8 protein-coding genes and 1 pseudogene are annotated in these 13,693 nt (G+C 46.1%); 4 read left to right on the forward strand and 5 right to left on the reverse strand.

All coding sequences use genetic code 11. The annotated features are described in order from the left end of the window. The first annotated feature begins 37 nt into the window (after window positions 1-37). The 4 genes and pseudogenes from AACU28_RS01175 (at window position 38) to lhgO (ending at window position 6,285) form a co-directional block, all read left to right on the forward strand. A pseudogene (locus tag AACU28_RS01175) lies at window positions 38-1,377 on the forward strand (sigma-54-dependent transcriptional regulator). 320 nt (window positions 1,378-1,697) lie between these two features. Further along, the gene (locus AACU28_RS01180; RefSeq protein WP_121602146.1) at window positions 1,698-2,711 is read left to right on the forward strand and encodes a TAXI family TRAP transporter solute-binding subunit; all 1,014 of its coding nucleotides are present in this window, start codon (window positions 1,698-1,700) and stop codon (window positions 2,709-2,711) included. Window positions 2,712-2,863: 152 nt separating this feature from the next. Then, a complete protein-coding gene (locus AACU28_RS01185) occupies window positions 2,864-5,041 on the forward strand; it encodes a TRAP transporter permease (protein ID WP_121602147.1) in 2,178 nt (725 codons plus the stop codon). 26 nt (window positions 5,042-5,067) lie between these two features. Next, window positions 5,068-6,285, forward strand: a complete 1,218-nt coding sequence (lhgO, locus tag AACU28_RS01190; protein ID WP_102486893.1) for an L-2-hydroxyglutarate oxidase — start codon at window positions 5,068-5,070, stop codon at window positions 6,283-6,285. A 147-nt stretch (window positions 6,286-6,432) separates the two neighbouring features. On the opposite strand, the gene AACU28_RS01195 is transcribed toward lhgO, so the two are convergent. From AACU28_RS01195 to AACU28_RS01215, 5 genes are all read right to left on the reverse strand, one after another. Next, window positions 6,433-7,206: an ADP-ribosyltransferase gene (locus AACU28_RS01195; protein WP_121602148.1), complete on the reverse strand. Its 774-nt coding sequence runs from the start codon at window positions 7,204-7,206 to the stop codon at window positions 6,433-6,435. Window positions 7,207-7,221: 15 nt separating this feature from the next. Then, window positions 7,222-7,971, reverse strand: a complete 750-nt coding sequence (locus AACU28_RS01200) for an ADP-ribosyltransferase (protein ID WP_121602149.1) — start codon at window positions 7,969-7,971, stop codon at window positions 7,222-7,224. Between the two features lie 12 nt (window positions 7,972-7,983). Next, complete coding sequence (locus AACU28_RS01205) at window positions 7,984-10,581, reverse strand: hypothetical protein (RefSeq protein WP_121602150.1); 2,598 nt, start codon at window positions 10,579-10,581, stop codon at window positions 7,984-7,986. Window positions 10,582-10,781: 200 nt separating this feature from the next. Continuing rightward, window positions 10,782-11,234 (reverse strand): methyl-accepting chemotaxis protein, encoded by a 453-nt coding sequence (locus tag AACU28_RS01210; RefSeq protein ID WP_108085777.1) that lies wholly within the window; start codon window positions 11,232-11,234, stop codon window positions 10,782-10,784. A gap of 758 nt (window positions 11,235-11,992) precedes the next feature. Further along, window positions 11,993-13,549 (reverse strand): M28 family metallopeptidase, encoded by a 1,557-nt coding sequence (locus AACU28_RS01215; protein WP_121602151.1) that lies wholly within the window; start codon window positions 13,547-13,549, stop codon window positions 11,993-11,995. Window positions 13,550-13,693: the final 144 nt, after the last annotated feature.

Raw genomic sequence — 13,693 nt, forward strand, 5'->3', positions numbered from 1 at the left:
GGCGACATTATTCTGATGTAAGTAGCGGAACCAAACTATGCAGCGTATAGCTTTGATTGAAGATGATGCAATTGTGCGTCAAGCAACCAGCCAATGGTTACAATTAGCTGGCTTCGATGTCACCGCATTTGAGGTTGGGCAAGATGCGTTAAACGCGGTAGAGCAGGGTGATTTCCAAACCATCATCACCGACGTTCGTTTACCTGATATAGACGGCGTTGAGTTGCTTGCGCGATTTAAGCAGTTAGTACCTGAGGTGCCTGTCATCTTGATCACGGGTCATGGTGATGTCGATATGGCGGTGAAAGCATTACAGCAAGGCGCGTATGACTTTATTGAAAAGCCATTCGACCCAGAACGTTTGTCTCAAACGGTATCGGAAGCGGTCGACAAACATCAAAGTGGCCAAGACAGAAACAGTCGTCAGAACTATCTGGATAACCTGAAGGGTATTGAGCAGGTGCTGATTGGGCGCAGTAAAGTGATGTGTGAATTGCGAGAGCAAATACAAAAAGTCGCCTCGATTGATACCAATGTGATCATTTATGGTGAAACCGGCTGCGGTAAAGAACTAGTCGCCTCTTGTCTGCATGAGTTTAGCCTGCGTAAAACCCATCCGTTTGTGCCGCTAAATTGTGGCGCGATTCCAGAAAACCTCTTTGAAAGCGAGCTGTTTGGACACGAAGCCGGAGCATTTACTGGTGCGGCCAAACGACGCATTGGTAAGCTTGAATTTGCCGACAAAGGCACGGTGTTCCTTGATGAAATAGAGAGTATGCCGCTGTCGATGCAGGTCAAAGTGCTGCGTACCTTGCAAGATAATGTTGTCGAACGCGTGGGTGGTAATCAGCAACAACATGTTGATCTGCGAGTGGTCTCTGCCTCGAAAAGCGATCTATTGAATCACCCCGATTTTCGCCAAGACCTTTTCTATCGTTTGAACGTTGCCCAACTGCATCTGCCTCCCCTTAGCGAACGAGAAGACGATGCTTTGATCCTTTTCGAACACTTCACTCAAGAAGCGAACAGTGAAACCCGAGTTGCCAGTGAGGCCGATCGTTATGCCTTGTTGTCGTATGCGTGGCCGGGCAATGTGCGTGAACTGCGTAATGTCGCGATTCGTTTCGCACTGGATGAAAGCCTGACTGTTGGCGATATTTTGGCGTGTCGCCCCAACTCTGTCACAGAGTCCACAACGGCGGGCATCCCGTTGGCGGTTCAAGTACAGAGCTTTGAGCGAAAAGTGATTCATGATGCGTTAGTACGTTATCAAGGGCGCATCAATGATGTGATGCAAGATTTGGATTTACCCGTCGAACGTTGAACCAAAAGATGGTGCGTTATGCGTTGAACCGAAGCGATTATGTCGATTCATAATTGATGATGAGATTAGAGATGCTGTCTGAATCAATGAGCAAAAAATGGCTCATCAGATATTTATCATTTTATAAACATTGATCACGTAAATGTAACACAGTGTGACTTGGCTACCTTTAAACCGATGTTATTCGCTGCTTGGGATAAGCAAAAAATAGCTCATTGATTCGTAGTCAAATAAGCAAAAAATGGCTTGTTTTAGGTGGGTTTTTAAATAAAAGCTAATAAAAACAGATATTTGAAAATTGGCATTGTGCTTGCTATCTAGCAATTGTTGTTAACAAAAATATAACGTGAATAACTCTACATGGAGAGTAATAATGAAATACAACAAGCTAGTTAAAACTTTAGCAATCGCAATGGTCTCTATCGGCCTTATCAGCAATGCCTCAGCTCAAGAAGATCGCAGCTACATTTTAGCGACGGCCTCAACGGGTGGTACTTACTACCCAGTGGGTGTGGCTTTAGCGACATTGAGTAAAGTTAAGCTTGCGCCAAAGCAGCACTTTTCTTTGGCGGCTATCAGCTCAGCAGGATCGGGCGAGAACGTGAAACTTCTCAATGAGAACGAAGCACAGTTTGCCATTCTGCAAGGTTTGTATGGCGCGTGGGCGTGGCAAGGGCTTGGTCCATATGAGAAGTCAGGCAGTCAAAAACAACTGCGTTCAGTTTCTATGCTATGGCAAAACGTTGAACACTTTATTGTGCGTTCTGATCTGACAGAAACGGGCACCATGAGTGATTTAGAAAATCTAAACGGCAAAAAATTCTCTATCGGTAAGAAGAACTCAGGTACAGAGAATTCAGGACGCCAGATCATGCAAGGCCTGTCGGTTAACCCAGAACAATTTAAACTCGCCTTTATGGGTTACGGCGGCAGTGCCAGCGCACTACAAAATGGTACCATCGATGGTATGAATACGCCCGCTGGCGTGCCTGTTGGCGCGGTAACTCAAGCGTTTGCAGCCTTGGGTGAAGACATTCAAATCCTGTCATTTACCGATGCGCAAATCAAACAAGCGAACGGCGATTACAACATTTGGACTAAATATGAGATCCCTGCAAACACTTATCCAGGTGTTGATAAGCCGATTACCACTATTGCTCAACCCAATTTCCTAGCGGTTCGTGAAGACATCTCAGAAGAGGATGTTTATCAGCTGACTAAAGCGATCTACGAAAACCTACCTTTCCTACAAGGTATCCACAAAGCAACCAAAGCAATGGCTCTCGAGAAGGGAATCGCAGGTCTGCCTGTTCCACTTCACCCGGGCGCTGCACGTTACTACCAAGAAGTGGGCATCGATGTCCCTTCTGAGTTGATCGTTAACTAACGGCTTTCGCCGAATGACGGTTTACGTTAGTTAAACAAAGACACCCTTCGTGACTTAATTGCTTGGTGCACGTTCGCTCAAGAATGTGTTCGTGCACTTGCTTACTTTATGGATTTTCTCTTCGTGTTTGCTGCGGAGAGCAGGAGTTTTCTATGAGCGATTCGCTGCAGCAGGAACTGAAAAAATTTGAACTGCCGACCCGAACGGATTTTCCGTGGGTGGGCAAATCGATAACGACAATGGGAGTAATCCTCTCCCTATTACACATTTGGTTTAACACCTTATCTACTTTGCCAGAGCTTTGGATCTCGGCGACCCACTTTGCTGGCTTTGCGATCATTTGTGCACTTTGGTATCCCGCCCATATCTCGCTGAAAAAGAGCAAGATCGCTCTGGCGGTCGATATCGGAATCGCTTTGGCGGCTCTGGCTTGTCTTATCTATATCCCCTTTGCAGAAGATGCTTTGTATGAGCGAGGCGTGAAGTTTATCGCCAGTGATTGGTTCTTCTCTATCTTGGCGATTGCCATCGTTATTGAGCTGATTCGCCGCACCATGGGCTGGTTTATTCCGGTGCTTATCTTAGTGTGTTTGAGCTATGTGGTGCTGTGGGGGCAATGGACTAGTGGCATCTTCCACTTCCCGGGTCTGAGCCTTGAAACACTTCTTTATCGAAGCTTTTACTCATCAGAAGGGATGTTCGGTTCTATCTCAAGAATCAGCTGGACCTTCGTCTTTATGTTTATCCTGTTTGGTGCATTCTTAGTGCGTTCGGGTGTCGGTGATTACATCATTGATGTGTCTCGCGCAGCGGCTGGCAAGGTGATTGGTGGCCCCGGCTTCATCGCGGTAATTGGCTCAGGCTTAATGGGTTCAGTGTCCGGTTCGAGCGTAGCAAATACCGTATCGACGGGCGTGATCAGTATTCCTTTGATGCAAAAGGCAGGTTTCCCTTCGCGTTTCGCGGCCGGTGTTGAAGCGGCGGCATCGACGGGCGGGCAGTTGATGCCACCAGTGATGGGTGCGGGGGCGTTTATCATGGCGTCTTACACCCAGATCCCTTATGTCGACATTATTGCGGTTTCCTTCTTACCTGCGCTTATCTACTTTTTGTCTGTGGCATTTTTTGTGCGTATTGAAGCAAAACGCAGTGGCGTGCAAAAAGTCACTTCTGGCTGTGAACCTCTATTGAAGGTATTGCTGTCGGGCTGGCACAACCTGATCCCATTAGCGGTGTTGGTGACTCTGTTGGTGAAGGGCTTCACGCCGACTTACGCAGCGGGTATCTCGATTCTGTCTGTCGTCGTGGCTTCATGGTTCTCTAAAAATCACAAGATGGGTCCAAAGGCGATCATTGAAGCGCTTTCTCAAGGCGCAAAAAACATGGCGACCACGGCGGTGTTGTTGGTGGGTATTGGATTAGTTATCAACGTGATCAGCACGACCGGAATTGGTAACACCTTCTCATTGATGATCAACAGCTGGGCGAACGGCGACTTGTTGGTGATGATAGCCTTAATCGCGCTGGCATCTTTGATTCTGGGCATGGGCTTACCAGTGACCGCGGCTTACATCGTGTTGGGTACTCTGTCGGCTCCAGCTTTGTACAAACTGATTGCTGAAAGCCAGTTGCTCGACTTGCTGGTTTCAGGTCAGTTACCTGAACAGGCGAAAGCCATCTTCATGTTGGCGGCACCAGACAAGTTAGACTTACTGAATGCGCCTATGGCTCTTGAAACAGCCAAAGAGATGATTGCGTTAGTCCCTGCTGATTTTGTCGAAACGCTACTTGAGCAAAGCTTAGGCTTGGAAGCAATCAGCCTTGCGCTGCTTTCTGCACACTTGATCATCTTTTGGTTATCGCAAGACAGCAATGTGACTCCACCGGTTTGTTTAACCGCATTTGCCGCCGCGACCATTGCTAAAACGCCGCCGATGAGAACCGGTTTAATGGCTTGGAAGATCGCCAAAGGCTTGTACTTAGTGCCATTGTTGATTGCCTACACTAACTTGGTAAGTTGGGATGTGACCTCGGTTTTGGTCACGGGTGGTTTTGCTATTATTGGTACTTACGCGTTTGTTGCTGCGATTGAAGGCTATCTAGAAAATAAAATTAATCTGCTGACTCGTGCAGTGTTAATCGTGCTGGGTGTGGCATTGGTTTGGCCTGACATTTCAGTCATGATTCGCCTAGTGTGCGTTGCACTTTTCGTTGGTCTCTTTATTCACACGGCTCGTCAATACGATGCTAATCAAGTGAAAAAGGAATCAGAAGATGAGCAAGAATCTTTGCCTCAAACCGAACCTGACACTGTCGCGTCTTCCCTATAATTAAAAGGATTGAATGTAGGAATATTATGAACTCAACATACGACTATATTATCGTTGGTGGTGGCATTGTTGGTGTGTCGACGGCATGGCAATTACAGCAAGCTCACCCTGATAAAAGCATCCTTTTAGTCGAAAAGGAGCGTGGCTTCGCGCAGCACCAAACGGGTCATAACAGTGGTGTGATTCACGCAGGTGTTTACTACGCTCCGGGCAGTTTAAAGGCGGATTTTTGTAAGCGTGGCGTAGAGCGCACCATCGCCTTTTGCAGTCAGCACGATATCCCTGTCGAAAACTGTGGCAAGCTGTTGGTCGCGACCAATGAGCAGGAAGTGGAGCGCATGAACGCGCTCTATCAACGTTGTCATGATAACGACATTGATGTCGACCTCTTGGATCAAGCGCAGCTGAAACTTGCCGAGCCGAACATCACGGGCTTGGGCGCGATTTATGTCAAAACCACCAGTATCGTCGACTACAAAAAAGTCACCGAAGTGATGGCTCAAGAGTTTGTTGAAGCGGGTGGTAAGCTCAGTCTAGGCACGGAAGTGATCTTGGCCGATGAGCAAGAGGATGAGGTGCAGTTAACGTGCAAAGTCGATGGTCAAACTCTACAACTGAACAGCCGATTCTTGATCACTTGCTCTGGTTTGATGGCCGACAGAATGACCAGCATGCTTGGCATTGAAACCGACTTCCAAATTGTCCCATATCGCGGTGAATATTATCAGTTGGACGCCAAACACAACCAAGTGGTGAATCACCTTATCTATCCGATCCCTGACCCAGAACTGCCTTTCTTGGGCGTGCATTTAACACGTATGATTGATGGTTCCGTAACAGTAGGGCCAAATGCAGTTCAAGGTTGGAAGCGAGAAGGCTATGGCAAGCTTAACTTTAGTTTCAAAGACACTTGGCAGATGCTGAGTTTTGCGGGCTTTTGGAAGGTGACTGCGAATAATCTGAAAACCGGTTTGGTCGAGTTTAAGAACTCGTGGTGGAAGCCGGGCTATCTAAAGTTAGTGAACAAATATTGCCCGAGCATTACGGTGTCAGATTTCAAACCTTACCCAGCAGGCATTCGTGCCCAAGCGGTACTCAAAGATGGCACCTTGGTTCATGATTTTCTGTTTGCCGAAAGCCCAAGAAGCTTGCATGTATGTAACGCGCCATCGCCGGCAGCGACTTCGGCAATGCCGATTGGTGAGTATATTTGTGGCAAGGTGATGCGTAAAACCGCCAGTTAATAGCGCTAGATTAGCAAATATCAGTAATAAAAAAGACCATCATAATGATGGTCTTTTTGTATTTAATCGTTCATTAAGAACATAATCTAAGAAGACGGTGCATTACGCTATAGACTGGTGCATTACGCCATCGACAGGTGCATCACGCTACAGGCAGTAGAGGGAACTGCGATTTCGAAGGGAGACTTCTTCACCATTAAAGCTGTCGTATATATGGATATCGGGTTCAGCTTTAAGATAACGACTAGGATTCTTAACCTCTCTCATTTTGATGTAGTTTCTGTTTGGCGATATTTTTTCAATCGCTTCTACTCGATAGTAAGTGTTGGGTTTAGCGAGTATTTCAGCTTCATCCGGTTTGAACGTGTAAGCATTGATCGCTCGACCTGCTGACTTTAACTCAATTTTGAATTGAGCTGCAGAGGCGCCTTCGTAAACGCCAGCCGACGAAAAGTTCTTGGCAACACTTGGTAGAGTTGATGTCGATAAAAACGCCTTCTCATGCAGAATATCACCGATGTTGAGCTTTTCCAGTAGCGAGTTCTTGATTGATGAACCTCGATAAACGGTACCCTTGTAGTTGGGTAATTTATTCATCACATTCCGCATATGAAAGACTCGCGACTTTAATGTACGACCAAACATTTCTGACAAATACCCTTCAGGTTCTCCCGCCCTCATGTATTCATTGACCACGTCGTGATCCACTCGGCCATAGTTTTTGATTGCGGAATACTCTTCTGGCACCATCTTTTTTTCTGCGTTGACATGATGAGTGGTAGCCCAGTCCATCAAGTTGTCAGCGATTTGTTGCTGAGCTTCATGGGAGAGTGAACGTCCTTTAAATTCGGCAAACTCTTCTCCGTACGCGGAGTAGCTTGCCAGTAAAGAGAGACAAAACATCCAAAGTATTTTTTTCATTGTTAGCTCCTTGGCTTATTTGCAAATGAGAGAATGCCAAAATGGCATTTCTACTTCTTCACCTGAAAAGAGGTTGTACGTACCTCCACTTTTCATTGAGGAAGAACTGATTGTTTCAATTCCGATATAGGTGGAGCCCGAAGTTCGTTCTATCTCCGTAATTCGAAAGTGGGCGTTGGGAGCAAACAAAACCTCTGCCTCGTTACTGTATTCCGAAAGCCCAGCTATGGTGTGTCCCCCTTTACTGACCTTGACCTCAAAGACGACTCTTTTTAATTGGCCTGGTGAGCTTGGTGGCGCAGCCGTAAAACGTCGTGCTACCTCTGGAATGGTCGTCGTCGAAGTAAAAGCAGGCTCGATCAAGATATCTCCGACTTCGACTCGATTGAGTAGCGATTGTTTTACCCAGCTACCTCGGTAGGCGATACCTTTGTATTTCGGCAGCTTATTGAGCGCAGATTTGACCGTGCGGATATATTGTCGAGCATCGACGCCTGCCACTCCCCAAGTCGACGTTTCGGCAGCCCGTAGATAGTCATTAGCGGTCAGATAACCAGAAACGGAAAAGTCCTCTATGGCTTCTTTCTCCGCGGATGTCATTAGGGTATGACGCCAGCCATTTGAAGCGTTTGACCAGTCTTTGAAGTCTTGTGCCAGCTTCGCAATTTCTTCTGGCGAGCGACCCGGTTGTTTTAGGGAATCAAAGGGCTGAGAGAAGCTAGCAAAACTCAAACAACAGAGAAGTAATAAAAAACGAGTATTCATAGTGGTCGTCCTTTATTGGTATCGGTAACTGTTTGGGCTTAAGTCGCAAGGAATGCCGAAAGTACTCTGATTGATTACGGCAGACTGAAGTGCACGAAACGTATTAAGTTGTTGTCGAGTGACTGCGTCGTACCATTCTGAGATAGGTGAAAGCCAGTACAGATTTTCTTCTTCAGCCACACTGAGAAGAGCGCTCTTAAGGTGCGGATAGTAGATCAAGCAGCTGCGACCCGGTTTATTGGTAAAGCTTTCATTGGTGCGGCTTAAGCTGTCTAGTTTTTGGTTGAGTTCTGAAGCTGGGTTAAACAGTGCCTCAATTGAGCGCTCCAAACGGGCATCATAGCTATCAGGGATAATGTCTGAAATCAGGTATCGCATTAGGTGCGCGGGTAGCATTTCAGAGAATAGAGCGGGAACATCCTCTGATCCAGAAGCGTAATGCCCTGTAGAAATGTGCTGTGAGTGGATGATTGACGTGTAGCGTTGGAATTGACCCACTTGCGAATGTAGCCACTCAATACCGTTGCTGTCTGAAACGCTTATCGCCTCCGCAAGTCGAGTTTTTACGATCCCTTTCGCGAGTTGCAGCGTGTTGCCTTCCAGATGAGCAAGATCCAGTGAGGATGATTTCAGTGCGGAATAAATTAGTGGTGCATTTTTTTGAAGATCAATGCTACCTGGGTAAGTGAAGCTATAAAATTCGACAGCTCTCTTAGCTTGCCATTCGCTTTCTAGCGCAGCGGTAATTAAGCCACCAAGCTTTTGATAGCGCTTTGAGTGCACATAGGCGCCTTTGCCTGAGTAGTTTGCGTGCCAATTGTTGATGTAATGCAGCGACGCTTGTCGTGAAAGATTCTCTTTTTGAAGGTAAGACAAGCTCCACCCAGCACATGCGCTACCGCCACCACATTCACCTTCAAGCATTGCGCTTGAGTCCAGTAACCAGTGATAAACCTGTTGTTTATCGAATTCGGCTTGTTGTTTTAGGCGCTGCTGCGCAGAAAAGTTCAAGATCTGTTGCTCTAACCAATGCTCCTCGTTGTCTGCGTTCCAGCCATTGGCAATCAAGGTGCTTAGCGTATCGAAAAGAACTCGCTTCACCGCTTCTTTATTCGGCGGATAGATTTGCGCAATAACCGTATCTTCAGATGGATTAAACGGGCGAGTTTCCGCTGGTATCCAAGCATATTCGACACAGCCGCGAAAATTCGGGTCTCCTCCGAGAATACCAATACGGACGCACTTTCTGTAACCGCTTTGGAGAACAATCTCTTTGTTGCGTATTTCTTGTGTGCTCGCAGGGCGGCCAAGAATGCTGCGTGTCATTTCGTCGATAGCGTTTCGTTCCGCTTGCGCCTTGAAGAAGTTATGCATGGTGTCTACAGAGCCTGAACTGAATAGTTGTTCAACGGCGATTTCACCTTGTGTAAACATCTCTTTTTGCAGCTTACTCTTGAGCAAATTGACATGGTTGTCCGCGGTTTCAATGATCTGCGTCTTGGCCGCTAGCGTCTGGGTATAAAGTTGCTCAACAGCCGCTTGGTCAAGGCCCGGAATTTGTCCCGCTCGTAAGGCATCCAGTTTGGCAATAGCTTCATCCAATAGCTGCTGCTGGCAGTGTTGGAGTTTGGTAAGAGCTCGATTGGCTTGGCGTTTTGACGGCACCGCTGGTGGACGGTTATTGTTTTCTTCAACATCTTGTTGAGGGTACAGCTCTGCCAATGCTTGGGTTTCTTCGTTACAGCTTAAGGCAATGTCTGATGCGAAAAGGAGAGAGCCTTGATGGTCGATTGCAAGCTGGCTAAAGAGGGTTTTGCGCAGTTCATGCTCGACACCTGTAATCAGCTCTTCTGCCATGATGGTTTGAGCTTGAACGACTTCTTGATAATGCTGTTGGTATTTGAGTGCAAGATCGGTCGCGAAGCCTCGTGCTACCGCGTTTAACATGGTCTGCTGTTTGGATGCGAGTTCAGCCCAATGGTTTTTGTCTCTTAGATCTTGCTGAGTAATCAGGTCATCATGAACGCGATAACTATAATGGTCACCCGCCGCAACCCTATCCCAACGGCTACTCAATATTTGACGATCTATTTCTCTGGCTGGAAGCTTTAATACGCCAAACCAATCGACTAACCCCATAACGGTGGCGAACCTGTCATAAGAGGTGCGCGATTCGTCCTGAAAGCTATTGGCCACGTCATTTGCCCAAAGGCCGACCGCAACTGCATCACCAATTGGCCCCAAAGCTTCTAACGCGCCTTTTGCCAGGCTACTGGTTGAACGCCCCAAGGTTTCCATTAATCGTGTCGCTTCTACCGATTCAATTGCAATCGCCGAGGCTGGCCCTGTATCCAGTAATGTGGCAGTTTCTGGCAAAATATCACTGACTTCGGATAGAGATGGCTTTAAGTCGATAATGTGTTCCGGCGCCGATGGGAAAAGGTTTTCAGGGGTAATGCCATCACTAAATGCATCGTAATTTTTTTTGCGGATTTGGTGGAAGCCTTCACTATCTAAGACGTTATATTCGTCCCCGATCTTACAGATTTCAAAAGCACCGGCGCTAGATGAAATTATGGCCGAAATGAGCGCTAATCTATTTAATTTCATAGAGTTATCCTTATTGTTTGTGGAGTTATTTGCTTATTTTAGAAAGCAAAAAGCCTCTCCTTGCCAATATGGCAAAGAGAACGCTAGGGATTTAGTTTGTTGGTTGATGCGATAAATCGTTGAATCAAGCCTCTTTAGAGGTGGCTTGATTGTTTAACTTCGATGTTGTCAGTAGGGGGAACTGCTTCTCCTACTTAGCGTTAAATGAACACAGGTTTTAACCGTTTATCTTGAACGTGCTTACCGCTTACGGGAGCCTTGTGATGGATGTCCGCAAGACTCTGATTAATCTCTCCAGCGACAAGCGTTTGCTCGACCGTCGCGGTGGTTATTTGAGCCTTCATATCTTCAATAGTGGTGATTGAGTTGCTGGCCTCGTGTTGAAGTGAGGTGGTAACTTCTTTAACTTTGGTGGTAATTTGTTGAGTACGGTTAGTGAGGTGGCGAACCTCATCGGCTAAGATGGCAAAGCCAAGTCCTTGAACACCAGCGAGTGCAGCTTCGATGGGGGCATTAAATTTGTACCCCAATGGTTTTCTGTTACTTACGGTTGACGATTTTTTTAAATTCTTCCAATTTAATAAGCTCGTCGTCATGATTAAAATGACAGTTAATCCCGTAAAATAAATAATGTTTTTTAGTTTATTACTCATAACTAATCCCAATATAAGTAGTGTTTGATTTGTATAATTCAGGGTTGTCCCTGTTGAACTGAAAACAAAACTTATAAAATGTACGTATAAACTCGAATAATTTATAGATAATATACATCCGTTTGATATATGCAATATTTATTATATGTATTGGTTGTCTGTTTTTATGATTATGTGGAGTGCTGGATTTAATTGAACCAGTTCTTCTTTATGCTGTTGTTCTGGCCTTACTTGTTGTTTTTGTTGGCTATGTCTTTCTTATTGCTTACTCCTTTTCTAGTATTTACCCTCTTTTATTATATGGGTATGATGTTGAGCTTCGTTAAATAAGTAATTAAATGATCGTTTGTGAAATTATATTTAAATTGGCGTTTGGATTTGGGTGCTAGGTATTTTTTAACGGGTTAGAGAGCAATAGAATAAGCATTAACTAAATAAGTGACCGCTTTATTATTCGTGTTGGTTATTTATAGAATTGAATATAAGGTGGGTGTGTTGGGGGAAGGGGGCTAATTACTTAATTAAAATATAACTTTTTATTTATATTTAGGGATGCTTAATTAGCTTTTGGTGAAGTAACTATTTTCATCTACATCTACATCTACATCTATGTTGCCACTAACAAAAAACGCAGCCAGTTCAGCTGCGTTATGTTTTTTGCCTAAGTGGTTTGCCAATAGGTTGGCCGAGTAAACCTAGTGGATGCTCAATTGAAACCTACCACCAAGGCTCGTTGGTTGCCAGTTGCTAGTGATTAGTTACTGCAAACCCGGCACAAAGTTAGCGACGATGGTGACATCGTTAAAGTTACGGTAGCCGCGCACCATGATATTGAATTCACCCGCTGGTTTGTTCAATACACACTGTTCGTTGCTGCTGTTCTGGTATGGACGGCAATCGTAGCTCGCTTTCGATACGGTGCCGTTGTGTTTCACGTAAAGGTCGGCATCGCCACTACGAGGGCCTGTTAATGTTACCGTTAACTGACCTGCACTTTCCATCGTAAATGTGAATAGTTGCTCTTCACCATATCCAGCAGTAAGTCCTTCAACAGGCACGCCATTTTGCAGCTCTTTAGGGCCAGCAACGGGTGAATCAAGGCTGGTTTCGACAAGGTAAGCAATGGCTAGTTTGGCGAACTTGGTCGCGTGTGTCGCCGTAGGGTCGGAGTTCTCAAGCGTGTCGTGCTGGGTATGAATACTTGGGTTGTAATCATTGAACATGCTCTCGAATGGCATGGCAGCTGGGTAGCCAACATTGTGCCAAGAGGCGTGGTCAGAACAGGCATAGCCACAATCATCGAAACCGTAACTGATCTCACTAGCGTAAGTGTCGATCAGCTCGCTTAAGTAGGCGGTGAGGTTACTGTCGGTATAGTCTGTGATGAAGGTGATATCGTGCGCTGAACCGTTGTAGTTGGTCATGTCCAATTGCAGTACCGATACAACGTTTGCTTGCTCATCTCTTAAAGCGTTGGCGACATCTTGTGAGCCACGCAGCCCGACTTCTTCTGCAGCATAACCATAGAACTTAATGGTCTTATCTGGTTGAATACCGCTGGCGATCATCAGGCGAAGCGACTCTGTTACCGTTGCAATGCCAGACGCATCATCATCGGCTCCCGGTGAGATGGTGCCTTCGCTTGTCCAAGATCCAACGGTCGAATCAAGGTGCCCACCAACAACGACGATCTCTTCAGGATATTTAGCGCCAAGCAGTGTCACTTCAACGGATTTTTGCGGATATTCGGCATGCGTGATCTGGCGTGCAGACGCATACGGCACATCCTTAATTTCTGTTTCCCAACGTTCTAAAAGCCAATCTGAAGCAGCGACACCAGTAGAAGTAGTATAAAAACGGTTGGTGAAGTTGGTTAGATTTTCGATGGTCGTGACCATGTTGTTCGGCTCGACCTGAGCGAGTAGGTCGTTCACCGTATCTTGATGGCTGATCACCGGCTTTTCGAAGCTGCTCATTGTCAGTGGCATTGCTGCGGCTTTGAGTGCGCTTGCTTTGTCTTCGTGCACCATGTAGCCACCACAACGGTGAGTTTCTTCGTGCATGTGGCTGGATAGTTTAGCGAGCTCTTTCTGGTTGATTTTCGCGACGATGGAATGCTTGTTTCCAGTCACGCTTGGGTAAACTGTTGCGCCATGCTGAGTCATTATATGCTGTGCGTCAGCATCGGTGGTGATCCAAACTTCTTCGTTCGCTGGTGGTGTGATGCCTAGTGATGCGTAAGCCGAAGTACTGTTGATTAAGGCTAAAGAACCTCCGAGTACAGCCAAAGCTAGCATGCTTTTTTGAATAGCCATTTGTCGTCCTTTTTATGGTGAGTATTGTTATGTTGATGGGGGTGATTTTTGTGTAATGCGTGGTTTTTTCATGTAGGCGTTTCATTAGCTCATTAGCCAAGTAGCTCAATCGCGAAAAGGGCTCCCATAAGGAGCCCTGAATCT

It is taken from the genome of Vibrio sp. SBT000027, from assembly GCF_963894355.1.
Taxonomy (GTDB): Bacteria; Pseudomonadota; Gammaproteobacteria; order Enterobacterales; family Vibrionaceae; genus Vibrio; species Vibrio splendidus.